Source organism: Streptomyces sp. NPDC046465, from assembly GCF_040646035.1.
Classification (GTDB): Bacteria; Actinomycetota; Actinomycetes; order Streptomycetales; family Streptomycetaceae; genus Streptomyces.
Genome location: NZ_JBEYZK010000001.1, coordinates 139,692 through 165,989, shown reverse-complemented (window position 1 = coordinate 165,989; position 26,298 = coordinate 139,692). Strand labels below are relative to the sequence as shown.

The following is a 26,298-nucleotide window of genomic DNA, read 5'->3' as shown; positions in this document are numbered from 1 at the left end:
CGCCACGCCCCGCCGACGGCGGCTACGGTGCCGATCATGCTGCCCGAGGTGAACACGGACGAAGAGTGGGACCGCGTCGTCGGCGACGAGACGGTCGTGCGGCCCGCGGCCGAGGACCTGTGCGCCCGGCTCGGGCTCGCCGGTGAGCCCCTGACCCGCTACCCGGAAGGCTCCCAGCCGGTCTACGCCGTCGGCGAGGAGCACGTCCTGAAACTCTTCCCCGGCGCGGCGGCCCAGGACGGCATCACGGAGGCCCGCGTGCTGAGCCACATCGAGGGCCGCCTCCCCGTCCCCACGCCCCGGGTGCACGGATCGGGAACGTACGAGAGCGGCTGGCGCTACATCCTGATGTCCCGCCTGCCCGGCGAGGACCTCGCCGCCGCCTGGCCCCGCATCCCGCGCGCCGACCGGGAGCGCATCGTCACCGACACCGCCGAGACCCTGGCCGCGCTGCACGCGCTCGACCCCGGACCGCTTGCCGACGTCCTCGGCCCCGGCGACTGGGACGCGTTCCTCGCGGGGCAGCGCGCGGGCGCGGTCGACCGGCAGCGCGAGCGGGGTCTCGCGGAGCACTGGCTGGTCCAGATCCCCGGCTTCCTGGACGCCGTCCCGCTGTTCGAGGCCGAGAATCGCCGCCAACCCGCCCTGCTGCACACCGAGTTCATGCTCCAGCATCTGACCGTCGACGCGGACGACGGCTGGCGGCTCACCGGACTCCTCGACTTCGAGCCCGCCATGATCGGCGACCCGGCGTACGACTTCGTGGGCGTCGGCCTCTTCGTCACGCGCGGCGAGCCGGGGCTCATGGACCGCTTCGCGAAGGCGTACGGCCGGTCGTTCGACCCGCGCCAACTCCTCGCGTACACGCTGCTCCACGTATACAGCAGCCTGCCCCGGTATCTGCGGGAGCTGCCCGCCCCGCCCGAGCCGACCCTCGACGCGCTGGCCGAGGCGTGGTTCGGGCGGTGACGGGCGGGGATTCCTGACGCCTGACGCCTGATGCCTCAGCCGACCGGCACCAGTGTCAGATACGCGATCCCGAGCACCCCGCGATAGCCGCGCAGCCAGGACGCGCGCTGGGCGTCGACGCGGGTGCGGGTCTCGGCGGCCAGGGGGTGGTCGGGGTGCGTGGCCAGCCACTCCTCGACGTCCGAGCGGTAGCCCGACTCGAACTCCTCCCATTCCTCCGCGCTCGCCGTCTCCACCCACAGCGGGCGGAACCCCGCCTCGACGGCGGCGTCCACCAGGTCGCCGAGGGAGAGGTGCTCACCGGCGTCGGCGTCCGGCCACATCGCGGCGAGTTCCTTCGCGGTGGGTTCGCGCTGCCAGAAGCCCTCGCCGAGCAGGACACGGCCGCCCGGCAGGACCAGGCGGCGCAGCACCCGCAGCGCCTCGACGGTCGCCCGGGGCGGCGCGGCGGAGCTGAGGGCGTGGCTGGAACTGAGGCACAGGACGAGATCGGCGGGGCCGCGCGCGGTGTCCGTCGCCGACTCCTCGGCGAAGACGACCCGGTCGCCGAGACCGCGCTGCTTCGCGGTGGTCCGGCCGCGGTCCAGGTCCTCGGCCTTGAGGTCGACGCCGACGCCGGTGGCCGCGGGGACTGCTTCGAGGACGCGGAGCATCAACTCGCCCCAGCCGCAGCCGATGTCGAGCACGGTACGGGGAGCAGTCGCCGTCAGGCGTTCGACGATCCTGTGGGCCCGGGGCTCGGAGAGCGGGCCGTGGAAGGTGAGGCGGGTGAGGCGGGGGGGATGATCAGAAGCAGTGGTCATATGCGGTGACGCTAAAACCTCAAAGGGAGGGCGGCAAAGGAATTTTGGCCCGCTCGTCGACGCGGCGCAGGTGCGTGTCCAGGACGTCCGCCGCGTCCGGGGTGAGCGTGCGCAGGGCGACCATGGCCGTGACGATGACGTCGCAGAGCTCGCCCTGCACGTCGTCCCAGGTGTGCGTGGTGCCCTTGCGCGGGTTCTGTCCGGTGGCGCCGATGACCGCCTGCGCGACCTCGCCGACCTCCTCCGACAGCTTCAGCATCCGCAGCAGAAGGGCCTCTTGGGGTGTGCGGCGATTGTGGGCATCGAGCCACGCGTACAGGCGGTCGACGGTGTCCCACGGGTCCTGGCCGGTCCCTGGCGCGCCTTGCTGATCGTCCATGGTGGGCAGCTTGTCACGGGGGTACGACATGGACGGGCGACAGGGGAGGGCGCCTGGCCCGGACTAGGCCTCCCCGGCGCCCTCTTCCGCCGCGCGGACGTTCTTCTTCCGGGCCCCCAGCGTCGCGAGCACTCCGACGGCCGTCCCCGCGAGCGCGGCGGGCACCATCCAGCCGCGGTTGAGGGAGTGGCCGAGCGCGTGGTCGGCGGAGTAGCGGCCGGGCCCCGTGACGGCGAGGGCCGCGGCGACCATGCCGAGGAACGCCGGGTACTCGTAGCCGCCGCCCTGGCTGAAGAACCCGTTCGGCGCGTGCACGGCCGCGGCGCCGGCCATCGCGCCCGCGGCCGCCGAGCCCGCGGCCGGCGTCGCGAGGCCGAGGGCGAGGAGCGCGCCGCCGCCAGCCTCGGCGACCCCGGCCATCGCGGCGTTCAGCCTGCCGGGCGCGTAACCGACGGATTCCATGAAGGCGCCGGTGCCCTCGATGCCGCCGCCGCCGAACCAGCCGAACAGCTTCTGGGCGCCGTGGGCGAGGAGCACCCCGCCGGTTCCCGCGCGCAGCAGGAGCAGTCCGAGGTCACGTCGGTCCAGGCACGTGCAGGTGGTCATGGGGAACTCCCGGTTCGGCCCCTGGTCGGGGTGCGGTTGCGTGCGCCTCCACCGTCCACCGGACCGGCGCCCGCCACCCGGCTCGCGGGGCCGTCCGGGTGACCGGCGCGGCGCGGCACGGGTGGCGCCGCGGGGCGCCCGGTGTGACCGTGGGCCCATGAGCATCCAGGTAAACCGGCTCGGCGACCCCACGGTCCGGGCCTTCGTCACCGCGCTGAACGCCCAGGACAAGTCCGCTTTCGAGAGCCTGCTCGCGCCCGGCGCGACCATGTCCGACGACGGGTCCGACCGGGACATCGCCGACTGGACGGTCCGCGAGATCTTCTCCTCCAACGGCCATATGGACGTCGAGTCGGAGTCGGACGGCGGCCGCACGCTGCTCGTCTCGTTCCGCAACGACACCTGGGGTGAGATGCGGACCAAGTGGCGGTTCACCGTCGAGGACGGCAAGGTCTCCCGCTTCGAGACCGGCCAGGCCTGACCGCTTCACCGAGCACAGGGTGTTTCAGGGACACAGGCGCTTCGCAGGGCGACCGTTCCGCGACGCGGGTCGTTCCCGCGGCCCCAACCGCGGGCCCCTCGTCACGGAGCGGTCGCCCTGCCCCCTCCTCTTCGGCAGTGGTCAGTGGCAGTTCGCGTGCCCGGAGCCGAGCCGCGACCACGAGCAGGAGTCCTGCTGCGCGCCGCTCGGCTTGAGGAGACGGGCCTTGTCGCTGGTGTTGTTCCAGACGTAGTTGCCCTGGCCCCAGTAGCGCACGCCCGAGGCGTCGCGGCCCTTGCCGGTGCGGACCTTGACGGTCTTGCCCGCGCCGATCTTGTAGCTGCCGAAGGTGTAGGTGTAGCCGGTGTTGTCCTTCAACTTGTAGCCCTTGAGCTGGATCGCGGAGCGGCCGCTGTTGTGGATGTTCACCCACTCCGCGTTCAACGAGTCGTTCGAGCGGGTGTCCCGGCCCGGGCTGTCGTACTGGATGTAGCCGAGGTGCAGCCCGCCCTGGTGGCGCGCGGTCGCCGCCGACGCCGGGGACATGGCGAGCAGGGACACCGACAGGGCGGTGGCGGCGAGGACGGCGGGGGCCGCGGTACGTATGCGCAAGGAGTGCTCCAAGTGTGAAGTTCTCGTGGAGAGGAGCCGAGCATACGGGGAGCACTGACCTGATTTGATGCGGTAGTAGAAACTCCATTTGTAAAGATTCCGCCCGAGTCGTCACGCCACCCGACGCCACCCCAGGCGGAATCCGGCCACTTCAGAGCCCCGGTGCCTTCCCCCCCCCCAGCGGTCCCTGAAGGGGGTGGCGATGCCGGGGCTCTGCTGACGTGCTTGATTTCGTCACGGGCTGAGTCGGTGACGGCCCCTGAGTGCTTCTGGAGGGACCCCCCGCGTCTGGACTCGGTGAAGATCACTCAAGGCGCAGAGCTGCCGTAGCTCGGCAGGGGACGCCGCACGGAGAGACATCGGGGACGCCGACCAGGTCAGTCCGGCCGGACGAACCATGATCACTCGGTGCGTCTCGAAGTCGGCCACACGGCCCACCAGTTGCGTGTGAAAGTCGTACACCGGCATCCCGACTTTGATCGCTGAACGCTCCATCGCAGTATCACTCCCCTCCGGCGCCGCCCAGTGCGTCGAGCTTCCGTGCCAGGACATCGGCGAGCAGCCGAAGACGCGCTGCGTCCGGCCCGGCGAGATTCGCGTGATCGAGGTGCGCGTAGACGGGGCGCGGTGGTCCGCTGATACTCGGCTCCACCCGGACCAGGACGCCGTCTGCCGGGCCGGTGATCACTTGGCCGCAAGGGCGGCATACGCGCGGCGTCGCCACGGTCATGCGTGGCCACCGCCCAGGTTCTCGTGATGATCCACGAGAGCGTTCAGCACGCGTGAGAGCTTCTGGCCGAGCGAGATGCGCGCGGGCAGGGGCTTCTGCGGCTGGACATTCAACTTCATCCGCGCCTCACCGATGCACGCCTTCGCACACGTTGCGGGGATGTCGTCGGCGGGGTACTTCTGGGCTGCGGTCTCGACCTCAGGGATCATCAACATGATCATCCCTCGAAGAAGAAGGAGAAGGTCGTCCAGCTCGTCGGGGCTGGGTGCGTCGGCTTCCGGGGAGAGCAGACGGGCGGTTGCGCGACGCATCATGAGCACGTCGACAGGGGGCAGGCTGCCCGGCATTCCGTGCGTAGGTGTAGCGGCGGTAGCGTTCACGTTGTCGACTCCTGGTCAGTCGGCCGGCCGCCCGAACACGCTGCATGCGGTCGGGCGGTTCTGCTGTCCAAGCCAACCGAATTCACGTATGCACAGGGCAGTTGACCAGCGTTGACATACGCTCTGGTCAACAGTCAACGGGAGCGGCGACATGATCGACTTCGGGGACCAAGTTCGCAAGGCTTTGAAGATCCAAGGGGTGAGCCTTCGGGGTGCGGCCAGGGAGCTTCACTACGACGTTGCCTATCTGAGCCGTGTCATGAGCGGGAAACAGGCACCCTCCGCCGAACTGATCCAAGCCGTGAACGAACTTCTTGGGCTGTCGCTCACCGTTGAGGAAGCGAGCCCGCACGATGACGAGATGGACGCGTGGGAGTTGGTCCGCCGTGTCCAGGCGAGTGACGTAGGTGCAGCGACGCTGAGTCGGCTGGAGCGCACCTTCGATGATCTGGCCATGGCCTACCCCAAGGCTGACCCGGACGACTTGCTGAGGAAGGTGCGAAGGCACTCGGGCTACGTCGGCAAGCTCCTGGACGCCAAGAAGACGCTCGCCGAACACCGACGCCTGTTGACTGTCGGCGGCTGGCTCTGCCTTCTCGGTGCCACGCTTCATATCGACCTGAAGCAAGAGGGGGCGGCCATGGCTCGGCTTCAGTCTGCGGCTGCCCTTGCCCACGAGGCCGCGGTCTCTGAGATCGAAGCGTGGTGCTTCGAAACGGACGCGTGGCGAGTCCTCACTGACGGGGACTACGTCCGGGCCCTGGAGCTCTCCCGCGTCGCTCAGGCAGCGGCCCCGCCCGGTTCCTCGGCTCTTATCCAGGCGACTGCACAAGAGGGCAGAGCACACGCGAGGCTCGGTAACCGCCAGGAGACCTACTCCGCCATAGGGCGGGTGCAGGCCTTCTCGGCTGCTGTAGGCACGCCTGAAAGCCCAGAACACCATTACCGCTACGACCCGGCCAAGTCGCTCTCGTACACCGCGACGACGCTTGCATGGCTTGGAGACGTGGCCGCGGAGCCCTACGCGCGGGAGGTCATCAAGCGGCTGTGTCCCAGTGACAATGCAGCCTTCTGGCCAAGGCGAGTAGCGTCAGCAAACATTGACCTCGCCTTGGTCCTGGTCACGGAAGACCGCTTGGACGAAGCGTGTGTATCAGCGCAGAGAGCCATTCTCAGCGGCAAGGTGGTGCCCAGCAATCACTGGCGGGCCCTGGAGATCGTGACGGCTGTGGAGGCTCGGCAGCTACCGGAAGCGTCGGACTTGCGCGAGGTGTATGAGGGGCTTAAGCCTTTGGAGCAGTAGGCACGCAAAAGAGGAACCCCCACCCTCCGGTAAGCCCCTCGGACACGAGCTGTCGGCCCGGGTGCCTCAACCCCGCCCCACGTACGGCATGTTCGTCGCGAGGACCGTCGCGAACTGGACGTTCGCCCCCAGCGGCAGTTCCGCCATGTGCCGCACCGTGCGCGCCACGTCCGACACGTCCATCACCGGCTCGCTCGCCAACTGGCCGTTCGCCTGGAGGATTCCGGACTGCATGCGCTCGGTCATGTCGGTCGCCGCGTTGCCGATGTCGATCTGGCCGACGGCGATGCGGTACGGCCTGCCGTCCAGGGAGAGTGACTTCGTCAGGCCCGTCAGGGCGTGCTTCGTCGCCGTGTACGCCACCGAGTTCGGGCGCGGGGCGTGCGCCGAGATCGAGCCGTTGTTGATGATGCGCCCGCCCTGCGGGTCCTGCTCCTTCATCTGCCGGAAGGCCGCCTGCGCGCACAGGAACGCGCCGTTGAGGTTGGTGTCGACGACGTGCCGCCAGGCGTCGTAGGGGAGCTCCTCGACCGGCACGCCGCCGGGGCCGAACGTACCGGCGTTGTTGAAGAGGAGGTCCAGGCGGCCGAAGCCCTCGCGTACGCGGGTGAAGAGCGCCGCCACGTCGTCGGGGCGCGACACATCCGTACGTACGCACAGAGCTGCGCCGTCCGCCGCCGACGCGAGGGCGGCCGTCTCCTCCAGGGTCTCGGTGCGGCGGCCCGCGAGCGCCACCGACCAGCCCGCGGCGAGCAGTTCGAGGGCTACGGAGCGGCCGATTCCGGAGCCGGCTCCGGTCACTACGGCAGTCTTCTGCGGTGCAGTTCGCTCAGCGTTCATGGCCCCGCAGCGTACGGGAGGGCTGTCCACGCGGACATCATCCGCCCGCCATGCGGCTGTTGTGTACGCGACAGGCCCAGGTCGTCCCCCGCCACTTACATGCCCTTGACACCAATCGTCAGGGGAGGGCCCATGACACCCGCAGGCCAGCAGCACGCGTCCGAGCTCCGAGCCGCCGCCCGCCACTTGGGGCGCCGTCGCTTCCTCACCGTCACCGGCGCCGCCGCCGCGCTCGCCTTCGCCACCAACCTGCCCACCGCGGGCGTCGCGGGCGCCGCCGAGCTCGACGCCCGCCGCATCACCGAGAACCCCTTCACGCTCGGCGTCGCCTCCGGAGACCCGCTGCCCTCCTCGGTCCTGCTCTGGACCCGCCTCGCCCCCGCCCCCTACGAGCCCGGCGGCGGCCTGCCCCAGGAGCGCGTCACCGTCCAGTGGGAGCTCGCCCACGACGCCCGCTTCCGGCGCGTCGCCAGACGCGGCACGGTCACCGCGCACCCCGAGTTCAGCCACACCGTGCACGTCGAGGCGGACCACCTCGACGCGGGCCGCACGTACTACTTCCGCTTCAGGACCGGCCGGTGGGTGAGCGAGACGGGCCGCACCCGCACCGCGCCGCCCGCGGGCAGCCGCCCCGGCGCGCTGACCCTCGCCGCCGTCTCCTGCCAGGCCTACCACGACGGCTACTTCACCGCGTACAAACACCTGGCGCAGGACGACGTCGACGTCGTCTTCCACCTCGGCGACTACCTCTACGAGTACGCCGTGAACGCGGCAGGCGGCGCCCGCAACTACACCGACCGCACGCTGCCCGCCCACTTCAACAAGGAGACCAAGACCCTGGAGGACTACCGCCTGCGGTACGCCCTCTACAAGCACGACCCCGACCTGCGCGCCGCCCACGCCGCGCACCCCTTCGTCGTCACCTGGGACGACCACGAGGCCGAGAACAACTACGCGGGCGACGTCTCCGAGAACGACGACCCGCCCGCCGAGTTCCTGCTCCGCCGCGCCGCCGCCTACCGCGCGTACTGGGAGAACCAGCCGCTGCGTCGCAAGCAGCTGCCGAGCGGTCCCGACGCGCAGCTCTACCGGCGCCTGACCTGGGGCAGGCTCGCCCAGTTCGACATCCTCGACACCCGCCAGTACCGCTCCGACCAGGCGTACGGCGACGGGGCCCACGTCCCCGGGGCCGAGTCGGACGACCCGGCGCGCACCATCACCGGCGCCACCCAGGAGCGCTGGCTCCTCGACGGCTGGCGGCGCTCGCGCGCCCAGTGGAACGTCGTCCCGCAGCAGGTCACCTTCTCCGAACGGCGCCTTGACCTCAACGCGCAGGCCAAGCTCTCCATGGACGCCTGGGACGGCTACCGCGCCTCCCGGCAGCGGGTCCTCGCGGGCGCGAAGGCCGCGGGCCTCGACAACCTCATGGTCCTCACCGGCGACGTGCACGTCGGCTACGCCTTCGACATCAAGGCCGACTTCGACGACCCGTCCTCGCGCACGGTCGGTACGGAGATCGTCGCGACGTCCATCGCGAGCGGCAAGGACGGCGCGGACAAGCCGGCCAACTGGGACACGTACACCAAGGCCAACCCGCACATGAAGTTCTACAACGGCCGCCGCGGCTACGTGACGGTCGGCTACGGCAAGGACTCCGCCAGGGCCGATTTCAAGACGGTCTCCGCGGTCACCACGCCGGGTGCCCCCATCAGGACGGCGGCGTCCTTCGTGACGGAGGCGGGCGATCCGGGGCTGAAGCCCGCGTAACCGCCCCGGGCGGGTCCAGCCCGTCCGGCGATTGAGGGCGAACCCGGCGAACCCGGCGAACCCGGTGACTGACCGAGCCACGTGCACCGCGTTCCGGGGCGAAGCCCATAGCTGCGACCATGGTGACGTACACGCAGCGCATGGGAGGGGCACGATGCCTGAGCTCGGGCAGGCCACAACAGCACATCCGGCAACGAAGGCAACGAAGGCGGCGGAGGCGGCGGAGGCAACGAAGGCGGCGGAGCCGAACGGCCCCGCCGCCCTCCGTCGTACCGGCGCCCTGGTCACGCTCGTCCTCGGCGGCCTCACCGCAGTCCCCGCGCTCTCCATGGACATGTACCTGCCGGCCCTGCCGGAGGTCACCGACGTCCTGCACGCCCCGGCCGCGACCATCCAGCTGACCCTGACCGCCTGCCTCATGGGCATGGCACTCGGCCAGCTCGTCGTCGGTCCCATGAGCGACAAGTGGGGCCGCCGCCGCCCCCTCCTCATCGGCCTGCTCGTCTACGTCCTCGCCACCGCCACCTGCGCCTTCGCGCCCACCGCCGAGCTGCTCATCGGCTTCCGGCTGCTGCAGGGCCTCGCGGGCGCGGCCGGGATAGTGATCGCCCGAGCGGTCGTCCGCGACCTGTACGACGGCGTGGAGATGGCCCGCTTCTTCTCCACCCTGATGCTGATCTCCGGCGTCGCCCCCATCGCCGCCCCCCTCATCGGCGGCCAGGTCCTCCGCTTCACCGACTGGCGCGGCATCTTCGTCGTCCTCACCGTCGTCGGCACCGCGCTGACCCTCCTTGTGTGGCGGCGGCTGCCCGAGACCCTCGCCCCCGAGAAGCGGCACAGCGGCGGCACCGTCGAGGCGCTGCGCACCATGAAGTCCCTCCTCGCCGACCGCGTCTTCACCGGCTACATGATCGCGGGCGGCTTCGCCTTCGCCGCGCTCTTCGCGTACATCTCCGCCTCGCCCTTCGTGATCCAGGAGATCTACGGCGCCTCCCCGCAGACCTTCAGCCTCCTCTTCGGCGTCAACTCCGTCGGCCTCATCGCCGCGGGCCAGCTCAACGGCAAGGTCCTGGTCGGCCGGACCAGCCTGAACAAGGTGCTCGGCATCGGCCTGGCGATGATCACGGCCGCCGCCACCGCGCTCCTGCTCATGACCACCGGCGTCTTCGGCGACGTCGGCCTGTTCCCCGTCGCCGCCGGGCTCTTCGTCCTCATGTCGTCGATGGGCCTCGCCATGCCCAACACCCAGTCGCTCGCGCTGATCCGCACCCCGCACGCGGCCGGTTCGGCGTCGGCGCTGCTCGGCACCACCTCCTTCCTCGTCGGCGCGGTCGCGTCCCCGCTCGTCGGCATCGCGGGCGAGGACACGGCCGTCCCCATGGCTGTCGTCCAGCTCGTCTGCGCGCTGGCGGCCATCGCCTGCTTCGTGGGACTCTGCCGCCCCTGGCAGCGTCCGCCCACGCATCCGCCCACCCATCCGCCCACGCAGGAGGCGGACCACTGAGCACACCAAGACTCCTGCGCCCCGGCTCCCCGGAGCGGGCAGGCCTCGACCCCGACGAGATGGGCCACCTCGTCAGCGAGGTGCGCGACCTGACCCGCGGCCCCCGCCCCTGGTGCGCGGGCGCCGTGGTCGTCGCGGGCCGCGGACCCGTCATCGCGGCCCAGGAGGCGGCGGGCTGGGCGGTGCGCTACGCCGCGTACGACCCGGAGACCGACACCGGGGTCGAGCTGCCCCGCGAGTGGCGCGTGCCGATGCGCACCACCACCCCCTTCGACCTGGCCTCGCTCACCAAGCTCTTCACCACGGTGGCCGCCGTGCAGCAGCTCGAGCGCGGCACGCTCGGCATCGACGCGCTCGTCGGGGCGTACGTCCCCGAGTTCACGGCCGCCGCCGAGCACGGCATCACGGTCCGCCAGCTCCTCACCCACACCTCCGGGCTCCGCCCCGAGCTGCCGCTGTACGACCGCCCCGACGACGCCGCGCGCCTCGCCGCCCTGCGCGCGGAGGCCCCGGTCACCGTCGCGGGCGACTACGTCTACTCCGACCTGAACATGCTGCTGCTCCAGCGCATCCTGGAGCGCCTCACCCGCCGCCCCCTCGACGCCCTCGTCCGCGACGGCATCACCCGGCCGCTCGGGATGACCGCCACCGGCTTCGGGCCGCGCCCCGACGCCGCCGCGACCGAGGACCAGCGCAAGCCGTGGGCGAAGGCCGACCGCGGGATGCTGCGCGGCGTGGTGCACGACGAGAACGCCTGGGCGCTCGGCGGGGTCGCCGGGCACGCGGGCCTCTTCTCCACCGCCCGCGACCTGGCGGTGTTCTGCCGCACGCTGCTGTGCGGCGGCTCGTACGGCAGGGCCCGCATACTCGGCCCCGACTTCGTCGAGCTGATGCTGGCGGAGCCGGGTCTCGGCTTCCGCATCGACCAGCCGTGGTTCATGGGAGAGCTGGCGGGACGCGGCGCGGCCGGGCACACCGGCTTCACCGGCACGTCCCTGGTCCTCGACCCGGCGACGGACACGTTCCTGGTGCTGCTCGCGAACACGGTGCACCCCCGGCGCGGGGCCGCGGACAGCGGGCCCCGCGCGGCGGCGGGCACGCGGCTCGCGCGGGCGGCGCGGGGTCGCTGACGCCTGAGGCGTAAAGGGCCCGGTTCACGCGGCCCGGTTCACGGGGCCCGCTTCACAGCGTCCGGTGGAAGCAGACCCGGTCGTGCCCGGGGCCGTCGTAGTCGCTGTGCACCGGAAGACCGTCCACCTCCCGGTCACCCGGTTCGAGGGAGAAGCCCATGGCGCGGTGGAACGCGATGGAGCGGGTGTTGCGCGGCGAGGTGACCGAGCGCACCTCCTTGCGGCCCGCGGCGGCGGCCCGCCGGAAGAACTCCGTGTAGAGGTCGCGGCCCACGCCCCGGCCGCGCAGCGCGGGGGCCACGCCGACGAAGTGGATGTAGGCGTCGCTGTCGTTGTCGGTGGAGTGGAGCCCCACGAGGAACGCCCCGATCTCCCTGTCCCGCTCCCCGCCCCGCTCCCTGTCCCACTCCGCGACCAGGCTCGTGTGCGAGAAGAACTGCAGGAACAGCTTCGGCAGCAGCAGCGACAGCTCGCGGGACTGCTCGGGGGAGTGGGTGTCGCCCCACCAGGTCTGTACGCGCTCGATGATCGCCGGATGGTCGGACACCCGGGCCCGACGCAGCTCTGTGCTCATGACGCTCCCTCTCCACACCGTTCACCACTTCACCGTCTGCTCCTGCCACCCTCCTACCCCCGTAGAATCACGGGGTGAACGCCCCCCTCCCCCCGACTTCTCCGACCTCTCCGGCCGAGACGCTGCGCACCGCCCTCGCCGGGCTCCTGGACGGCCTTCCGCCCCGGCAGGCGACCCAGGCCGTCGACCGGCTGATCGCCAACTACCGGGGCCGCACCCCGACCGACGCCCCGATCCTGCGCGACCGCGCGGACGTCGTCGCGTACGCCGCGTACCGCATGCCCGCGACCTTCGAGGCGGTCCGTTCGGCCCTTGCCGCGCTCGCGGACGCGGCGCCCGAGGGGTGGGCGCCGGGCAGCCAGGTGGACGTGGGCGGCGGGACCGGCGCGGCGACCTGGGCGGTCGCGGCGACGTGGGCGGGGGAGCGGCCCGTGACGGTCCTGGACTGGGCCGAGCCCGCGCTGGCCCTGGGGCGCGAACTGGCGGACGCGGAGCGGCAGTTGAGTGGCGTGCGGTGGCAGCGCTCTCGTATCGGAGCATCGCTCGCCATCGAGAGCGCTGATCTCGTCACGGTGTCGTACGTGCTCGGGGAGCTGACCGAGGCCGACCGCGGCTCGGTCGTCGACGCGGCGGCCGACGCGGCCTCGCAGGCCGTCGTCGTCATCGAGCCCGGCACCCCCGACGGCTACGCGCGGATCATGGCGGCGCGCGACCGGCTGATCGCGGCGGGCTTCCGGATCGCCGCGCCCTGCCCGCACAGCTCGGCCTGCCCCATCGAGCCCGGCACGGACTGGTGCCACTTCTCGGCCCGGGTCAGCAGGTCGTCCCTGCACCGCCAGGTCAAGGGCGGCTCACTGGCGTACGAGGACGAGAAGTTCAGCTATGTCGCGGCGGTCCGCTTCGCGCCGGATCCGGCGCCCTCCCGGGTCGTCCGCCGCCCGCAGATCCGCAAGGGTCAGGTCCTCCTCGACCTGTGCGGGGCGGAGGAGGCTTTGCGCAAGGAGACCGTGACCAAGCGCCACGGTCCCCTCTACCGCGCGGCCCGCGACGCGGACTGGGGCGACGCCTGGCCGCCCCGGTCCGCGGAATCCGCGGGCTGACCGGCTACGCCGGTCCCCAGGTCCCCTGGTTGACCGAGCAGTTCCAGCCGGTGCCGCGCAGGGTGAACTTCACCCCGAACGAGCGGGTGTTCAGCAGCCGGGTCTGCACCTTGAAGCCGAGCTTCGCCTTGCCCTTGAGGCTCTTGTCGTAGACGGAGACCGTCTTCGTCGTCCGGTGGGTGATCTTGCCGCCCGTCGGCGTCGCCTTCTTGAAGCGGATGTTCTTGGTGTTGGTCACCGTGAAAGTGACCTTCTTGATGCTCTTCGTCGTCTTGCTCTTGATGCCGAAGTACAGGCCGCCGTTGGTGACATTGCCGTGCGCGTCGTAGTAGAAGCGCTTCGGGTAGACAATGTTGATCGGGCAGCCGGCGACGGCGCGCGGCGCCGTCTTCACGGCGGTCGGTCCGGATGCCGCGGAGGCGGAACCGGCCAGGCCGAGCTGAGCGGCGGTAAGGGCCCCCGCGGTGGCCAGAACTGCGGCGGACGTGCGCATGCGATTCACTGCGCTGATACCTCTTCTTCCCCCTGGGCCCCTGTGGACCCAACTGTTTGGTTGTGGCGATGCGTTCGCACAGGCCGGTCTGTGCACCTGTGTACCTGTGCGCACGTATTGGTAGCACGTTGTCAGACAGGTGGTTGAACTGCCCCTCCTTTTAGCGGGGCGCCTCACCGGGCCCTCCACTTTTCAGAAGGTTCCCTCCGGTTCTTAGAAGGTTCTTAACCCCGCCGACTATTCAGTTCCCATGCCCACCAAGAGCAGCTCTCCAGGCCACGCCCGCAGGCGTTCGGAGACCCGTTTCCTCTCCCTGTCCATCGCGCTCGCGGTCGTCGCGGCCGGCGCCACCACGTACGCCTTCACGGCCGGCGCCGAGCAGCCCCACGGAAAGCAGGTCGAGTTGGCCGTCGACGGCGGCACGGCCCTCGTCGACACCGGCACCCTCGCCGTCCGCGCCCACACCCGCGAAGGCCGCGACCTCACCCTCTCCGACGCCTCCGGCACCGACCTCGGCGCACCGGGCCCCGTGACCCGCTCCGGCAAGGGCCGGGCCCGCTGGAGCTATCCCGAGCGCGGCATCGACGTCACCGCCCGCACCGACCACGGCCGCCTCTCCCTCACGCTGAAGGCGGACCGCGACACCTCCGTCAGCTGGCCCGTCACCGGCACCGACGCCACCGCTTCGGCCCTCCAGCTGCCGCGCGGCGAAGGCCTCGACATCCCCGTCAAGGACGCCTTCTGGACCACCGGCAAGGGCGGCCTCGGCGGCAGCACGGTCGATGTGGGCGCCGACCTGACCCTCCCGCTGTGGGGCTACTCCCTCGGCAAGAAGACCGGCGTCAGCTACCTCACGCCCACCGACATCGGCACCACCCTCGGCTTCACCACCCCCGGCGGCCGGCTGCGCGCCACCGCGAAGCACGCCTTCGACGGCGGCGACGGCACCCGCGACTACTCCGTCACCTTCGCCCTGACCGACGGCAACGCGGTCGCGCCCGCCGCCGACTACCGCTCCTACCTCGCCGAGCGCGGCCAACTCGGCAGTCTGAAGCGGAAGATCGCGAAGAACCCGGCGACCGGCCGGCTCCTCGGCGCCTTCCACGCCTACACCTGGGGCGACGCCCGCAAGGCCCCCGCCGTCGAGCAGCTCAAGAAGCTCGGCGTCGACCGGATGTGGCTCGGCTACGACGCGGGCCCCGACCCGATGGACAAGGCCGCGGTGAGCGCCGCGAAGAAGGCCGGATACCTGGTCGGCCCGTATGACTCCTTCGACAACGGCCAGCCGCGTGCCGACGCCGACAACCCCGCGTCGGCCTGGCCCGGCACCCTCTACCCGGACTTCTGCGTCCGCCGCGCCGACGGCAAGCCGCAGACCGGCTTCGGCGACCGGGGCTGCTACATGAGTTCCCAGGCCTTCGAGCAGGCGGAGAAGAAGCACCACTACCTCGCCGACCGGACCCGCTCCGTCGTCGCCAACGGCGCCGACAGCCTCTTCCTCGACGTCGACGCCACCGGCGAGCTCTTCCGCGACCACGCCAAGAGCCACCCCATGACCAAGGCGCAGGACAGGAAGAACCGCCTCGCGCGCATGAAGCGCATCGAGGAGTACGGCAAGGACGGCCTCGTCCTCGGCTCGGAGACCGCCCAGGCCTGGGCGAACAAGGCCGTCGCCTTCGACCACGGCGCGGGCACGCCCCCGGCCGACGGCATCTGGGCACTCCAGAAGGACAAGGAGAAGTGGGGCGCCTACTACCCGGAGGCCGGGCCGAAGTTCTTCTTCAAGCCGGTCGACCTGCCCGCCGACCTCGCCAAGGCGATGTACGACCCGCGCTACCGCGTCCCGCTCTACGAGACCGCGCTGCACGGCTCCCTGGTCAACACCGAGCGCTGGGAGATCTCCTACGAGAAGCTGCCGCGGCAGAAGACCACCCGCGCCCTGCTCGCGATGCTCTACAACACCCCCCTCAACTACGTCCTCGACGGCCCGTCGCTGAAGCAGCACGGCGCCGAACTGGCCGCCCTGCAGAAGTACTTCGCGCCCCTGCACAAGGCCGCGGGCACCGAGCCCCTCACCTCCTACCGGCGCCTCGGCGCCGACCACGACGTCCAGCGCACGGTGTTCGGCAGGGGCACGCTGACCGTCACGGCCAACTTCGGCACGAAGGCGCACGACGGGCTGCCGGGCGGCTGCGTCGACGCCCGCCTCAAGGGCGACGACGAGCCGCGCCGGCTCTGCCCGGCAAAGCTGCACCGGAGCTAGCTAGGCCCGCAGCTCCTGTGTGCAGCACTTCACGCTGCCGCCGCCCTTGAGCAGCTCGCTCAGGTCCATCCCGACGGGTTCGTAGCCGCGTTCGCGCAGCGGTCCGAAGAGGCCCACCGCGGCCTGCGGAAGGACCACGTGGAGCCCGTCGGAGACGGCGTTGAGCCCGAGCGCCGCGGCGTCGGGCTCCTCGGCGATCAACGCGTCGGGGAAGAGCCGCCGCAGCACCGCCCGGCTGCCGGGCGAGAAGGCGGGCGGGTAGTACACGACGTCGTCCGCCGCGTCGTCCAGGACGGCGAGCGCGGTGTCCAGGTGGTAGTAGCGGGGGTCGACCAGGTCGAGGCCGATCACCGGGCGGCCGAAGAACTCCTGGGCCTCGCCGTGCGAGAGCGGGCTGGCCCGGAAGCCGCGTCCGGCCAGGACGTAGGAGGCGGTGACGGCGAAGTCGCCCTCGCCCTCGTTGATGTGGGTGGGTTCGTGGATCTCGGTGAAGCCGTGCGCGCGGAACCACTCCAGGTGGGCCTCGGCCTCCGGCTCGCGCTCGCGGTAGGCGAAGCGCGCGCCGAGCACGCGTCCGCCGACGACGGTCGCGCCGTTCGCCGCGTAGACCATGTCCGGCAGGTCGGGCCGGGGGGTGAGCTCCTCGACGGTGTGGCCGAGGGCCCGGTACCGGTCGCGCAGGTCCTCCCACTGGGCGATGGCCAGGGGGACGTCGACCGGCTTGGCGGGATCCATCCAGGGGTTGATGGAGTAGGTGACCTTGAAGTGTGCCGGTGGGCACATCAGATAGCGCCGGGGTGTGGCGCGCCGAGGAGAGCGAGGATTACGGGACAAAGAAGGCTCCTCACGACCGCAGGGTCAGCTGCCGCCCTTGGTGGGGCAGTTGAAGCCCATAGTGCGGTCTGAGGAGCCCTCGCCGCTGTGAACCGAACGGGTGGTTACAGAGATGGTCATCTCGCCGCCACCGGGGCGGCTCACCGGCGGCGATGAGACGGTACGTATCGGTTCGGCTCGCTGCTACATTCGAAGGCATGGCCCAGAAGACCGCCCCTGACTCCACGCGCCGCAGCGAACGCTCGCGCCACGCGATCTACGACGCAGCCCTCGCCCTCGTCGACGAGGTCGGTTACGCCAAACTGACGATCGAGGCCATCGCGGCCCGCGCGGGCGTCGGCAAGCAGACGATCTACCGCTGGTGGCCGTCCAAGGGCGCCGTCCTCCTCGACGCCTTCCTCGACCTCGCCGACCAGGCCGCCCGGGAGGTCAGTGAGAAGGCAGGCCAGGACGAGATCGCGACGTCGATCCCGGACTCCGGGGACCTGGAGGCCGACCTCAAGTACGTGATGCGGGCCACCGTCGACGAGTTCAACGACGCCAAGTACGACGCCCCCTACCGCGCGCTCGCCGCCGAAGGGCTGCTCAACCCCGAGCTGGGCGCCGAGTTCGTCGAGAAGCTCCTTGAGCCCCAGCTCCAGCTCTACGTGAAGCGCGTGCGGCAGGCCCAGGAGGCGGGCCAGGTCGGGCCCGCCATCGACCCCCGTATCGCGCTCGAAATGTGGACGAGCCCGCTCGCCCAGCGGTGGCTGATGCGCTCGGGCCCCCTCACCCACGCGTACGCTGACACGCTCGTCGAGTACGCGCTCTACGGCATCACACCGCGCCCGACGGAATCCTGACCTTTTTGACCTTCTTGACTTTCTTGACCGGCGTGCGCGAGAGCAGGCCGGGGGCGTCGGTGATCACGCCGTTGCAGCCCAGCCACAGCACCCGGTCGCGCTGCTTGGGCGAGGTCACGGTGTGCGCCCACACGCGGGGGATGCCCGAGTTCACCGCCCGCACCAGATCCCTGTCGCGCGCCTTGTAGTCGACGTCCAGGACGTCCACGTAGGGCGCCCAGCCCTCCGGGCGGTCCGTGCGCATCTGGGTCTTGGAGCGCCACAGCTGGGCGAGCAGGCCCAGCTCGTGGGCGCGCATGGCGACCGCGGGGCTGTTGCTGTTCACGAAGACCGAGCGGGTCAGACCGCGGGCGCGCAGCAGCCGGGCGAGCGGTTTGAGGCTCTGCGGGTCCTTGGCCTCCAGCATCAGCATGATCCGGCCGCCGAACCGGTCGAGGACCTCCGCGACCGTCGGCGGCCGCTCCGGGCGCCAGTTGCCGGGCAGCGTGACCCCGGGGCGCAGCCGGACGCCCAGCCAGTCCCAGCGGTCCAGGGCGCGCACCGGGCCCGTGGAGAACGTGGTGCGGTCCAGGGTGTCGTCGTGCATGACCACGAGCGTGCCGTCGCGCAGTATCCGCGTATCGAAGTCGATGACCTGCGCGGTGCCGCGTCGGTAGGCCGTCAGCAGGCCCGACATGCTGTTCTCCGGGACTTCCAGGGCGCCGCCGCGGTGCGCCGTGTAGACGACGCGGGGGAGCGCCTCCACGGTCAGGGGGCCGCCGCCCCACTCGATCGGGGCGAGGAAGCCGTTCGGTGCCGTGAGGGTCAGCGCCGTGAGGCCTGTCAGCACAGTCTTAATGACCATGACGACCACGGTAGGGGGAAAAATCACTCCTTACTTCCCAATGGCGCGATTTGGCCCCCAGCGGCTGGCATCGCCCCGGCCACCCCGGATGTGAACTCCGGCCCCCCGGGGCGCAGGATGGTGGGACCATGAGGTCAAGCTTTCGGCACAACGGCGAGGTGAGGGGCTAGATGGGCGCGGAGTTCGGCAGCCGGTCCGGCGGACAGGGCAGGATTTCCCAGTGGCTTCGCCGCCGTCCGAAGGACACGGCGGCGGAGGACCGGGCCCGCGAGGACCTGCTCCTTGCCGCGGCGGGGGCCGGGCTGCCGCTCGCCCCGGCCGCGTATCCCTCGGGGTACCGATGTTCCTGCGACCGCGTCGGCTGCCCTACACCCGCCCGGCACCCGGTCTCCTTCGCCTGGCAGACGCAGTCCACGACCGACCGCGGCCAGATCGAGCGGTGGGCACGCCACCAGCCGCAGGCCAACTTCATCACCGCGACCGGCATGATCCACGACGTCCTCGACGTGCCGCTGGACGCTGGTCTGGAAGCCCTGGAGCGGCTCCTCGCCGCCGGGATCGAGGTCGGCCCCGTCGCCGAGTCGGGCGCCGGCAACGGCCAGAGCCGGGCGCTCTTCTACACCGCGACCCGCGGCACCCCCGAGGACGAGGACGAGTGGTGGCCCTGCGAGCTCGACTGCCACCCCGAGACGATGGACGAGCACCCGGGCCTGCGCTGGCACTGCCGCGGTTCGTACGTACTGGTGCCGCCCGCCCGGCTCCCCGATGACCGGGAGGTGCGCTGGCTGCGTGGCCCCGAGCATCCCCTGCCGGACCCGCTGACGCTCCTGGAGACGCTCACCGACGAATGCGCGCGGGTCGCGGGGGAGCCCCAGCACGACGTCGCCGCCTGGCCGCTGCGGGGCTGAGCCGCGCGGTCGGGGGAGAGCCGCGACCAGGGGGGCTACGCGCCCTTGGCGGCCGTCAGGCCCTGGATGCGGCCCAGGAACGCCACCTTCTCGCCGCCCCGCTTCTTCGGGTCGACGACCACCTGGTTCGAGACCCGGTCGAGGAGCAGGGACTGCCGCACCTCGCCCTTGAGCAGCGCCTTGGCGTCCGGGCCGACCTTCGGGCTCAGGCCCTTGAACGCGGTCTGCTTCTCGTAGTGGTGCGTGGAGAAGAACACCATCGCGCCGCCGTCCTCGGTGCGCAGCCCGAGCGGGGCGAACGCGCCGCCGTTCTGCGGCTCGTCGACGTACTGCACGGCGAGCCCGGCGCGCTCGGAGTTCTTGTCGCGGTACGCCTTCCAGCCCGAGGTGTGGTCACCCGGCGCGAAGGCGTCACCCCCCGACTTCAAGTACGACGTGTACTCCTTGCCGAGGGCCGAGGGGGCGAGCGCGAGATCCTTCGCGGCCACGTCCACCGGCTCGGCGAAGCCGTCCTTGTCCTTCTTCAGCTCCGGCATCTTCTTGGGCGACACCAGGTTCAGATAGGTGGCGCGCCACAGCTCGTCGGGGCCGCCCTTCGTGAAGACCCACAGCCAGCGCAGGTCCGAGCGGCGGTTGGCCCGGGTGTCGGCCATGAAGTAGCGGGGCCAGCCGGCCTTCTTCGGGATCGCGTACGACACGTCGGTGAGGTCGAGCGGGACGTGGTGGGAGTTGCCGTCCGGGTGCTGCACGCGCCGGGACTTCAGGCCGCCCTGGTTGATGGCGCCCAGCGGGCCGGTGATGCGGGCGGCGTCCGCGGCGGGGTCGTAGGTCTTGTCGGCCTTGTTGTACGCGGCGAGGAAGTCCTTGAGCGCGCGGGCGGCCTCGGATGTGGTGGCCGCGGGGACGACCTCCCGCTCACCGTGCACGGTCACACAGCCGCTCGCGCTCAGCGCGAGAGCCGTCACCGCCGCCGACGCCAGGACGGGCCGACGGGCACCGCGAACCCTGCGAACTCTGCTCATCGGAATTCCTTCACCTACCCCTTCCGGGCCCGAACCTTATCGGGCCCGGGAAGAGGCCGTGCGGTGCGGGTCAGATCTCCTGCAGGAGCTGCGCGTTGACCCAGCCGCGCTTGCTGCTGCGCGGCAGGTCGCCGTAGTACCACTGGGTGCCGCGCTTCACCGTGTAGCAGCGGACGTAGACGTTGTCGAACCACTCGAGGCGCTTGCGCTTGCTGTAGCTGGAGCCGGGGCCCGAGTACGCGGTGGCGCCCACGTTGATGACCATCATGTTGTGGTTCTTGACGTTCTTGGTGCAGGCGCTGCCGCCGACCGCCGAGGCGGCGGGGGCGGTCATGAGCGAGGCGCCGAGCGCCACGGCGGTCGCCGCGGTCAGCGTGGCGATGCTCTTCCCGAAACGGGACGTTCGCATGGGGGGAGTCCTCAGGTGTCGATCAACAGGATGAACGTCGATCATAGGCACGGGAGTTCGAGCCCGCCGCAGCCCGGTCAGCCCTGTTCCGGAACTGTTGCCTTCGCCGCCTCCCGGGGCCCCCGCGAGGCGGAGAGTCCCGGCGCGAAGAAGAACGCCAGCGTCGGCACCAGGTAAAGCAGCCACACCACGACCTGCAGCACGGTCGGATCAGGCTGGAAGTTGAGGATGCCCTTGAGGAGCGTGCCGTACCAGCTGTCCGGCGGGATCGTCGCGCTGATGTCGAACGCCTTGTCCCGAAGGCCGCCGACGAACTCCGCCTCCTGGAGGTCGTGCACGCCGTACGCGAGGACGCCCGCCGCCACCACGACCAGCATCGCGCCGGTCCAGGTGAAGAACTTCGCGAGGTTGATGCGGACCGCGCCCTTGTAGAACAGCCAGCCGAGCGCGACCGCGGTGAGCAGCCCCAGGATCACGCCGACCAGCGGACCGTGCGAGCCGTCGTTGGACGCCCGTACCGAGGCCCAGACGAAGAGAGCCGTCTCCAGGCCCTCCCGGCCCACCGCGAGGAACGCGGTCGCGACCAGCGCGGCCGTGCCCATCTGCAGGGCCGCGTCGAGCTTGGCGCCCAGCTCGGTCTTCAAGTGCCGCGCGGTGCGCCGCATCCAGAAGACCATCCACGTCACCAGTCCCACGGCGACGATCGACAGCGAACCGCCGAGCGCCTCCTGCGCCTTGAACGTCAGCTCCTGCGAGCCGAAGGTCAGCGCGCAGCCGAAGCCGAGCGCGAGCGCCACCGCGACACCGATGCCGATCCAGATGGGCAGGAGCGCGTCCCGCCGCCCGGTCTTCACCAGGTAGGCGATGAGGATGCAGACGACCAGGCTGGCCTCGAGACCCTCGCGCAGGCCGATCAGATAGTTGCCGAACATCGGCTCACGCCTTCCCGGTGAACAGGCTCTTGCCCCACCAGTCGTCCTTGCCGCGGACGCCCGGCGGGACCGCGAAGACCGCGGAACCCACGTGCTGGATGTACTCGTTGAGCGCGTCGGAGCGCGACAGGCCGCGCTGGACCGGGATGAAGCCCTTGCGGACGTCCCGCTGGTACGCGAGGAAGAACAGCCCCGCGTCCAGGCGGCCGAGGCCGTCGGTGCCGTCCGTGAAGGAGTAGCCGCGGCGCAGGATCGTCGCCCCGTGGTTGGCGTCGGGGTGCGCGAGCCGCACGTGCGCGTCGGGCTTCATCGCCTTCAGGAACGGCTCGTCGTGCTCCTTGGCCTTGCCGACCGGGGCGCCCTTGCCCTTGTCGCGCCCGAACACGTCCTCCTGCTCGCCGAGCGAGGTCCGGTCCCACGTCTCGATGTTCATGCGGATGCGGCGCGCCACGAGGTAGGAGCCGCCGGTCATCCAGCCGGGCCCGTCCTTCTCGCCGACCCACACGTGGCCGTCGAGCGCGGCGGAGTCCCGGCCCGACACGTTGCGGGTGCCGTCCTTGAAGCCGAACAGGTTACGGGGGGTCTGCGCGTCCGGCGTCGTCGACGAGGTCTTGCCGAAGCCCAGCTGGGACCAGCGCACCGCGACCTTGCCGAAGCCGATGCGGGCGAGGTTGCGGATGGCGTGCACGGCGACCTGAGGGTCGTCCGCGCAGGCCTGCACGCACAGATCGCCGCCGCTGCGGGCCTTGTCGAGGTTGTCGCCGGGGAACTTGGGCAGGTCGACGAGGGCCTCGGGGCGCCGGTCCGCGAGATCGAACTTCTCGAACAGGGAGGGCCCGAAGCCGATGGTCAGCGTCAGCCGGGACGGCTTGAGGCCGACCGCCTCGCCGGTGTCGTCCGGCGGCGCCTCGGTGAGCCCGCCGAACGCGCCCTCGCCGACCGCGTGCCCCGCCGTCAGCCGCGCCGCCGCGTCCGTCCAGTCCTTGAGGAGCTGTACGAACTCCTCGCGGTCGGCCGTCTTCACGTCGAACGCCGCGAAGTGCAGGCGGTCCTGGACGGCGGTCGCGATGCCCGCCTGGTGCGCGCCGTAAAAGGGGACGGCGGTGCCCGACTCGGCGGCGGGCGCCGTCTCGTCGTCGGAACGGGCCATCGCCACCGCGCCGCCCGCCGCGGCGGCGCCGAGCGCGAGCCCGGCACCGCCCCAGCCGATCAGCGAACGCCGGGACGTGGTGCGGGAGTTGCCCTCGGTCATCGTCTCTCCCTGTTTCTCCCCGCCGGTCACTTGGTCTTGACGACGGCGGCGGCCAGCTTCGAGAGCGGCTCCGCGAGCGCGTTGACGCCGTCGGACAGCTCCTTGGTGTCGGCCTTGCCGAGCTTCTCGTACGAGGTGAACTCGTAGGAGCCGGCGCCGCCCTCGCGGTACTTGTCCAGGAGCTTGTTCAGGGCCGCGAACTGCCTGTCGAGCTCCTTGGCGAGCTTCGCGTCGTTCTCGGCGGCGACGGGCTTGAGCAGCTCGTAGGACTTCTGGGCGCCCTCGACGTTGGCCTTGAAGTCGACGAGGTCGGTGTGCGAGTAGCGCTCCTCCTCGCCGGTGACCTTGCCGGTGGCGACCTCGTCGAGGAGCTCCTTGGCGCCGTTGGCCATCGAGGTCGGCGTGATCACGGCCTTGCCGACCCGCTTCTGCCAGGCGAGGAGGTCCTTGTCGAGCAGCGTGGCGAGCTGCTTCTCGCGGGCGCCGATCTTCTTGTCCTTCCACAGGGCGCGCTCCAGGCGGTGCCAGCCCGTCCAGTCCTTCGCCGGGTCCTGGCCCTCCTCGAGGCCGTCCTCGCGCACGTCGACCTTCGGGTCGATGTCGCCGAAGGACTCGGCGACGGGCTCGGTGCGCTCCCAGCCGATGCGGGAGTCGGCGTACGCCTTCTTCGCGGCGGCCAGGTCGCCCTCGCGGACGGCGTCGGTGAAGGCCTTCGCCTTCGGCAGCGTCGCGTCGGCCTGCTCCTGCGTGTACTCGCGGTAGGCGGCGACGGCCTTGTCCAGGCGGGGGTCGCGCTTCGCGGTCTTGCCGCCGCCGGTGACGGTGACCTTCTGGCGGATGCCGTCGCCCTTCATGCCGGGCTTGCAGGCGATGTCGTACGAGCCCGCCTTCACCTCGGCGGTGAGCTTCTGCTTCGTGCCGGGGCCGATGTTCTCGCGCTCGCTGACGATGCGGTCGTCGGGGAAGAGGAGGTAGACCTCGGTGACCTTGGAGCCCTTGTTCTCGATGGCCAGCTCGACGTGCCCGGCGGAGAGCTTCTTCTCGGAGACCTCGCACGTGTCGTCGGTGGCGGTCACTCGCACGGTGTTCCCGCCGCCCTTGCCGTCGCTCTTCTCCGTGCAGCCCGTGACGGCGGTCAGGGCGGCCACGGCGGCGACAGCGGTGACGGCGGTGAGGCGTGCGGGGCGCACGGGTCGCATAGGGGCTCCAAGACGGGTCACGGACGGGCTCCGGCCCCACCGCAAGCCGGTGAGGCCGACCTAACTTAACCGAGCCTTACCTCGGTAATACCCGCCCGTGCAGTGATTCAGCTCTCATGCCGTACGACTGCTCACGGGCCGATCACGGGCAACCGATGGACGGCCCATGACCAGGTAAAGCACCGGTCAATCCCGATCTTCGCGGCCCCGCAGCGGCGTGATCACGGGGACGCCCGTGCGCGGGTGCGGGAAGACCTCCACGGGCTGCCGGTACACCTCGGAGAGCAGCGCCTGACCGAGCACGTCGCCGGGGGCGCCCGCCGCGGCGACCGTCCCGTCGCACAGCACCGCCACCCGGTCCGCGTGCGCCGCGGCGAGGCTCAGGTCGTGCAGGACCACGACGACCGCGTCCCCGGCAGCCGCCCGCTCCCGGCAGATCCGCAGCACCAGCTCCTGATGGCGCAGGTCGAGCGCGGCGGTCGGCTCATCGAGCAGCAGCAGCGGGGCCCGCTGGGCGAGGACGCGGGCCAGCGCGACCCGGGCCCGCTCACCGCCGCTCAGCGCGGCGAAGGAGCGCGTGGCGAACGCGCCCACCTCGGTGGCCGCCATGGACTCGCGCACGATCCGGTCGTCGTCGTCCGCCGGACGGGTGCCCGCCCAGGGCGCGCGGCCCATCCGGACGACGTCCTCGACGGGGAAGGGGAAGGAGAGCGCGGCGGACTGCGGCAATACGGCCCTGCGCAGGGCCAGTTCGGGGGCGTTCCAGTCGGTGGCCGGTCTGCCGCAGACGCGTACGGCCCCTTCGGCGGGCGCCAGATCGGCGGCAAGCGCCGCCAGGAGGGTCGACTTTCCTGCCCCGTTCGGCCCGACCAGGGCGAGGACCTCGCCCGCCCGTGCCGCCAGCGAGACCCCGGCGAGCACCTCGCGTCCGCCGAGCCGCACCCGCAGCCCCACGGCCTCGGCGAGGGCGTCGCCGCGGACGGGCGGGGCGGGCAGTTCCCGCTCGCGCCCGGCGAAGAGCCGCCTGCCGAGCTGCCCGATCACGCCCAACCCCCTTGCCTGCGACGGGTCCTGCGCAGCAGCCAGAAGAAGAACGGGCTGCCGAAGAGCGCGGTGAGCACACCGAGCGGCAGCTCGGCGGGCGCGGCCACCGTGCGCGCGGCCAGATCGGCCGCGACGAGGACCAGCGCACCGCCGAGCGCGCTCCCGGGCACGAGGAAGCGGTGCCCGGGGCCTGCGGCCATCCTCAGCAGGTGCGGTACGAGGAGGCCGACGAAGGTGATGATCCCGGCGACGGCCACGGCGGCCGCGGTCAGCAGGGCCACCACGAGTACGAGGACGAGCCGCAGCCGCTCGACGTCCACGCCCAGGTGCCGGGCGGGCCGCTCGCCGAGCGCGAGCAGGTCCAGCTTCCGCGCGGAGAGGGGCGCGACCACGAGTCCGACGGCCGCGCACGGCAGCACGGCGAGCACCTTCGGCCAGGTCGCCTGGGCGAGCGAGCCGAGCTGCCAGAAGGTGATCTGGCTGAGCTGCGCGTTGTCCGCGAAGAAGACGCACAGGCCGATGAGGGCGCCCGCGAAGGCGTTCACGGCGATGCCGGTGAGGATCAGCGTGACGACCTCCGTCCGGCCGCCCTCGCGCGACATCGCGTACACGAGAAGAACGGTCGCGAGCCCGGCGACGAACGCGCAGACCGTGACCGTCCAGTTCCCGAAGAAGTTCAGGCCGAGCGCGATGGAGGCGACCGCGCCGACCGCCGCGCCCGAGGAGATGCCGATGACGCCCGGTTCGGCGAGCGGATTGCCGAACACGCCCTGCATCAGCGCGCCCGCGCAGCCGAGCGAGGCGCCGACGAGCAGCGCGAGCACGACGCGCGGCAGCCGCACGTTCCACAGCACGCTCTCGCCGACCCGGTCGAGCGCGGTCCCGCCGAGACCGGCGCGGTGCCGGACGGAGGAGAGGACGTCGCCGAGGGGGATGTCGTACGCGCCGATTCCGGCGGAGAGCAGGCAGAGCAGGACGAGGGCGGCGGCGAGGCCCGCGGTGAGGCCCGCGGTGAGAGGGAGGGCGGCGCCGCGGCGGGGGCGGGGCGGCCGGTCGGGGGCCACGGGGACGGAAGGGC

At 71.4% G+C, this 26,298-nt stretch carries 28 protein-coding genes; 10 read left to right on the top strand and 18 right to left on the bottom strand.

The genetic code is table 11. The features are described from left to right. Positions 1 to 36 precede the first annotated feature (36 nt). Positions 37 to 969, top strand: coding sequence for an aminoglycoside 3'-phosphotransferase/choline kinase family protein (locus ABZ953_RS00765; RefSeq protein ID WP_361714469.1), 933 nt, complete (start codon positions 37 to 39; stop codon positions 967 to 969). Between the two features lie 35 nt (positions 970 to 1,004). On the opposite strand, the gene ABZ953_RS00760 is transcribed toward ABZ953_RS00765, so the two are convergent. From ABZ953_RS00760 to ABZ953_RS00750, 3 genes are all read right to left on the bottom strand, one after another. Next, positions 1,005 to 1,772, bottom strand: a complete 768-nt coding sequence (locus tag ABZ953_RS00760) for a class I SAM-dependent methyltransferase (RefSeq protein ID WP_361714466.1) — start codon at positions 1,770 to 1,772, stop codon at positions 1,005 to 1,007. Positions 1,773 to 1,791: 19 nt separating this feature from the next. Next, entirely contained in the window at positions 1,792 to 2,151 is a 360-nt protein-coding gene (locus tag ABZ953_RS00755; protein ID WP_361714463.1) for a MazG-like family protein, read from the bottom strand. Positions 2,152 to 2,214: 63 nt separating this feature from the next. Further along, positions 2,215 to 2,757, bottom strand: coding sequence for a DoxX family membrane protein (locus ABZ953_RS00750; RefSeq protein ID WP_361714460.1), 543 nt, complete (start codon positions 2,755 to 2,757; stop codon positions 2,215 to 2,217). Between the two features lie 157 nt (positions 2,758 to 2,914). On the opposite strand from ABZ953_RS00750, the gene ABZ953_RS00745 reads away from it, so the two are divergent. Continuing rightward, entirely contained in the window at positions 2,915 to 3,238 is a 324-nt protein-coding gene (locus ABZ953_RS00745; RefSeq protein ID WP_361714457.1) for a nuclear transport factor 2 family protein, read from the top strand. A 141-nt stretch (positions 3,239 to 3,379) separates the two neighbouring features. Here ABZ953_RS00745 and ABZ953_RS00740 read toward each other — a convergent pair whose 3' ends face one another. From ABZ953_RS00740 to ABZ953_RS00730, 3 genes are all read right to left on the bottom strand, one after another. Further along, entirely contained in the window at positions 3,380 to 3,850 is a 471-nt protein-coding gene (locus ABZ953_RS00740; protein ID WP_361714454.1) for a lamin tail domain-containing protein, read from the bottom strand. 502 nt (positions 3,851 to 4,352) lie between these two features. Further along, on the bottom strand, positions 4,353 to 4,580 hold the full coding sequence (locus ABZ953_RS00735) for a hypothetical protein (protein ID WP_361714451.1): 228 nt from the start codon (positions 4,578 to 4,580) through the stop codon (positions 4,353 to 4,355). Further along, the gene (locus ABZ953_RS00730) at positions 4,577 to 4,960 is read right to left on the bottom strand and encodes a DUF6415 family natural product biosynthesis protein (RefSeq protein ID WP_361714448.1); all 384 of its coding nucleotides are present in this window, start codon (positions 4,958 to 4,960) and stop codon (positions 4,577 to 4,579) included. Before ABZ953_RS00730 ends, ABZ953_RS00735 begins: the two co-directional genes overlap by 4 nt. Before the next feature lie 151 nt (positions 4,961 to 5,111). Here ABZ953_RS00730 and ABZ953_RS00725 point away from each other — a divergent pair, with 151 nt between their 5' ends. Next, entirely contained in the window at positions 5,112 to 6,263 is a 1,152-nt protein-coding gene (locus tag ABZ953_RS00725) for a helix-turn-helix transcriptional regulator (protein WP_361714445.1), read from the top strand. Between the two features lie 66 nt (positions 6,264 to 6,329). On the opposite strand, the gene ABZ953_RS00720 is transcribed toward ABZ953_RS00725, so the two are convergent. After that, the gene (locus ABZ953_RS00720) at positions 6,330 to 7,103 is read right to left on the bottom strand and encodes an SDR family oxidoreductase (RefSeq protein WP_361714442.1); all 774 of its coding nucleotides are present in this window, start codon (positions 7,101 to 7,103) and stop codon (positions 6,330 to 6,332) included. Positions 7,104 to 7,235: 132 nt separating this feature from the next. Between ABZ953_RS00720 and ABZ953_RS00715 the strand changes: the two genes are divergently transcribed. The 3 genes from ABZ953_RS00715 to ABZ953_RS00705 all read left to right on the top strand — a co-directional run bounded on the left by ABZ953_RS00715 (position 7,236) and on the right by ABZ953_RS00705 (position 11,504). Then, a complete protein-coding gene (locus ABZ953_RS00715) occupies positions 7,236 to 8,870 on the top strand; it encodes an alkaline phosphatase D family protein (protein ID WP_361714439.1) in 1,635 nt (544 codons plus the stop codon). Positions 8,871 to 9,024: 154 nt separating this feature from the next. Continuing rightward, a complete protein-coding gene (locus ABZ953_RS00710; protein ID WP_361714436.1) occupies positions 9,025 to 10,374 on the top strand; it encodes a multidrug effflux MFS transporter in 1,350 nt (449 codons plus the stop codon). A gap of 59 nt (positions 10,375 to 10,433) precedes the next feature. Continuing rightward, entirely contained in the window at positions 10,434 to 11,504 is a 1,071-nt protein-coding gene (locus ABZ953_RS00705; RefSeq protein ID WP_361714433.1) for a serine hydrolase domain-containing protein, read from the top strand. Between the two features lie 52 nt (positions 11,505 to 11,556). Here ABZ953_RS00705 and ABZ953_RS00700 read toward each other — a convergent pair whose 3' ends face one another. Continuing rightward, complete coding sequence (locus tag ABZ953_RS00700) at positions 11,557 to 12,078, bottom strand: N-acetyltransferase (protein WP_361714430.1); 522 nt, start codon at positions 12,076 to 12,078, stop codon at positions 11,557 to 11,559. A 74-nt stretch (positions 12,079 to 12,152) separates the two neighbouring features. On the opposite strand from ABZ953_RS00700, the gene ABZ953_RS00695 reads away from it, so the two are divergent. Continuing rightward, positions 12,153 to 13,178 carry a small ribosomal subunit Rsm22 family protein gene (locus ABZ953_RS00695; protein ID WP_361714427.1) on the top strand — a complete coding sequence of 342 codons (1,026 nt, stop codon included), beginning with the start codon at positions 12,153 to 12,155 and terminating at the stop codon, positions 13,176 to 13,178. A gap of 4 nt (positions 13,179 to 13,182) precedes the next feature. Here the strand turns inward: ABZ953_RS00695 and ABZ953_RS00690 are convergent, their stop codons facing one another. Next, positions 13,183 to 13,671, bottom strand: coding sequence for a hypothetical protein (locus ABZ953_RS00690; RefSeq protein WP_361714424.1), 489 nt, complete (start codon positions 13,669 to 13,671; stop codon positions 13,183 to 13,185). Positions 13,672 to 13,921: 250 nt separating this feature from the next. On the opposite strand from ABZ953_RS00690, the gene ABZ953_RS00685 reads away from it, so the two are divergent. Further along, positions 13,922 to 15,934 (top strand): glycoside hydrolase, encoded by a 2,013-nt coding sequence (locus ABZ953_RS00685; protein ID WP_361714421.1) that lies wholly within the window; start codon positions 13,922 to 13,924, stop codon positions 15,932 to 15,934. Here ABZ953_RS00685 and ddaH read toward each other — a convergent pair whose 3' ends face one another. Beyond that, a complete protein-coding gene (ddaH, locus tag ABZ953_RS00680; protein WP_361714418.1) occupies positions 15,935 to 16,768 on the bottom strand; it encodes a dimethylargininase in 834 nt (277 codons plus the stop codon). It abuts the gene before it with no gap. Positions 16,769 to 16,965: 197 nt separating this feature from the next. On the opposite strand from ddaH, the gene ABZ953_RS00675 reads away from it, so the two are divergent. Then, on the top strand, positions 16,966 to 17,610 hold the full coding sequence (locus ABZ953_RS00675) for a TetR/AcrR family transcriptional regulator (protein WP_361714415.1): 645 nt from the start codon (positions 16,966 to 16,968) through the stop codon (positions 17,608 to 17,610). Here ABZ953_RS00675 and ABZ953_RS00670 read toward each other — a convergent pair. Further along, positions 17,585 to 18,454, bottom strand: coding sequence for a glycerophosphodiester phosphodiesterase (locus ABZ953_RS00670; protein WP_361714412.1), 870 nt, complete (start codon positions 18,452 to 18,454; stop codon positions 17,585 to 17,587). The genes ABZ953_RS00675 and ABZ953_RS00670 overlap by 26 nt on opposite strands. Positions 18,455 to 18,624: 170 nt before the next feature. Between ABZ953_RS00670 and ABZ953_RS00665 the strand changes: the two genes are divergently transcribed. Further along, complete coding sequence (locus ABZ953_RS00665; protein WP_361714409.1) at positions 18,625 to 19,362, top strand: bifunctional DNA primase/polymerase; 738 nt, start codon at positions 18,625 to 18,627, stop codon at positions 19,360 to 19,362. Positions 19,363 to 19,397: 35 nt separating this feature from the next. On the opposite strand, the gene ABZ953_RS00660 is transcribed toward ABZ953_RS00665, so the two are convergent. From ABZ953_RS00660 to ABZ953_RS00630, 7 genes are all read right to left on the bottom strand, one after another. After that, positions 19,398 to 20,384: a hypothetical protein gene (locus ABZ953_RS00660; protein WP_361714406.1), complete on the bottom strand. Its 987-nt coding sequence runs from the start codon at positions 20,382 to 20,384 to the stop codon at positions 19,398 to 19,400. Between the two features lie 70 nt (positions 20,385 to 20,454). Then, the gene (locus ABZ953_RS00655) at positions 20,455 to 20,793 is read right to left on the bottom strand and encodes a hypothetical protein (RefSeq protein WP_361714403.1); all 339 of its coding nucleotides are present in this window, start codon (positions 20,791 to 20,793) and stop codon (positions 20,455 to 20,457) included. Positions 20,794 to 20,870: 77 nt separating this feature from the next. Beyond that, on the bottom strand, positions 20,871 to 21,725 hold the full coding sequence (gene efeU, locus ABZ953_RS00650) for an iron uptake transporter permease EfeU (protein WP_361714400.1): 855 nt from the start codon (positions 21,723 to 21,725) through the stop codon (positions 20,871 to 20,873). Positions 21,726 to 21,729: 4 nt separating this feature from the next. Continuing rightward, entirely contained in the window at positions 21,730 to 22,977 is a 1,248-nt protein-coding gene (gene efeB, locus ABZ953_RS00645; protein ID WP_361714397.1) for an iron uptake transporter deferrochelatase/peroxidase subunit, read from the bottom strand. 26 nt (positions 22,978 to 23,003) lie between these two features. After that, positions 23,004 to 24,167, bottom strand: coding sequence for an iron uptake system protein EfeO (gene efeO, locus ABZ953_RS00640; protein ID WP_361715586.1), 1,164 nt, complete (start codon positions 24,165 to 24,167; stop codon positions 23,004 to 23,006). A gap of 195 nt (positions 24,168 to 24,362) precedes the next feature. Continuing rightward, a complete protein-coding gene (locus tag ABZ953_RS00635; protein WP_361715583.1) occupies positions 24,363 to 25,172 on the bottom strand; it encodes a heme ABC transporter ATP-binding protein in 810 nt (269 codons plus the stop codon). A 44-nt stretch (positions 25,173 to 25,216) separates the two neighbouring features. Next, positions 25,217 to 26,284 carry an iron ABC transporter permease gene (locus tag ABZ953_RS00630; RefSeq protein WP_361715580.1) on the bottom strand — a complete coding sequence of 356 codons (1,068 nt, stop codon included), beginning with the start codon at positions 26,282 to 26,284 and terminating at the stop codon, positions 25,217 to 25,219. Positions 26,285 to 26,298: the final 14 nt, after the last annotated feature.

Excerpts from the sequence above, each read along its gene's own strand:
- ABZ953_RS00690 (WP_361714424.1), bottom strand. The coding sequence starts at position 13,671 with ATGCGCACGTCCGCCGCAGTTCTGGCCACCGCGGGGGCCCTTACCGCC.
- efeB (WP_361714397.1), bottom strand. The coding sequence starts at position 22,977 with ATGACCGAGGGCAACTCCCGCACCACGTCCCGGCGTTCGCTGATCGGC.
- ABZ953_RS00715 (WP_361714439.1), top strand. The coding sequence starts at position 7,236 with ATGACACCCGCAGGCCAGCAGCACGCGTCCGAGCTCCGAGCCGCCGCC.
- ABZ953_RS00750 (WP_361714460.1), bottom strand. The coding sequence starts at position 2,757 with ATGACCACCTGCACGTGCCTGGACCGACGTGACCTCGGACTGCTCCTG.
- ABZ953_RS00755 (WP_361714463.1), bottom strand. The coding sequence starts at position 2,151 with ATGGACGATCAGCAAGGCGCGCCAGGGACCGGCCAGGACCCGTGGGAC.
- ABZ953_RS00725 (WP_361714445.1), top strand. The coding sequence starts at position 5,112 with ATGATCGACTTCGGGGACCAAGTTCGCAAGGCTTTGAAGATCCAAGGG.
- ABZ953_RS00685 (WP_361714421.1), top strand. The coding sequence starts at position 13,922 with ATGCCCACCAAGAGCAGCTCTCCAGGCCACGCCCGCAGGCGTTCGGAG.
- ABZ953_RS00760 (WP_361714466.1), bottom strand. The coding sequence starts at position 1,772 with ATGACCACTGCTTCTGATCATCCCCCCCGCCTCACCCGCCTCACCTTC.
- ABZ953_RS00745 (WP_361714457.1), top strand. The coding sequence starts at position 2,915 with ATGAGCATCCAGGTAAACCGGCTCGGCGACCCCACGGTCCGGGCCTTC.
- efeU (WP_361714400.1), bottom strand. The coding sequence starts at position 21,725 with ATGTTCGGCAACTATCTGATCGGCCTGCGCGAGGGTCTCGAGGCCAGC.
- ABZ953_RS00765 (WP_361714469.1), top strand. The coding sequence starts at position 37 with ATGCTGCCCGAGGTGAACACGGACGAAGAGTGGGACCGCGTCGTCGGC.
- ABZ953_RS00660 (WP_361714406.1), bottom strand. The coding sequence starts at position 20,384 with ATGAGCAGAGTTCGCAGGGTTCGCGGTGCCCGTCGGCCCGTCCTGGCG.
- ABZ953_RS00670 (WP_361714412.1), bottom strand. The coding sequence starts at position 18,454 with ATGGTCATTAAGACTGTGCTGACAGGCCTCACGGCGCTGACCCTCACG.
- ABZ953_RS00705 (WP_361714433.1), top strand. The coding sequence starts at position 10,434 with ATGGGCCACCTCGTCAGCGAGGTGCGCGACCTGACCCGCGGCCCCCGC.
- ABZ953_RS00655 (WP_361714403.1), bottom strand. The coding sequence starts at position 20,793 with ATGCGAACGTCCCGTTTCGGGAAGAGCATCGCCACGCTGACCGCGGCG.
- ABZ953_RS00675 (WP_361714415.1), top strand. The coding sequence starts at position 16,966 with ATGGCCCAGAAGACCGCCCCTGACTCCACGCGCCGCAGCGAACGCTCG.
- ABZ953_RS00710 (WP_361714436.1), top strand. The coding sequence starts at position 9,025 with ATGCCTGAGCTCGGGCAGGCCACAACAGCACATCCGGCAACGAAGGCA.
- ABZ953_RS00735 (WP_361714451.1), bottom strand. The coding sequence starts at position 4,580 with ATGACCGTGGCGACGCCGCGCGTATGCCGCCCTTGCGGCCAAGTGATC.
- ABZ953_RS00700 (WP_361714430.1), bottom strand. The coding sequence starts at position 12,078 with ATGAGCACAGAGCTGCGTCGGGCCCGGGTGTCCGACCATCCGGCGATC.
- ABZ953_RS00720 (WP_361714442.1), bottom strand. The coding sequence starts at position 7,103 with ATGAACGCTGAGCGAACTGCACCGCAGAAGACTGCCGTAGTGACCGGA.
- ABZ953_RS00665 (WP_361714409.1), top strand. The coding sequence starts at position 18,625 with ATGGGCGCGGAGTTCGGCAGCCGGTCCGGCGGACAGGGCAGGATTTCC.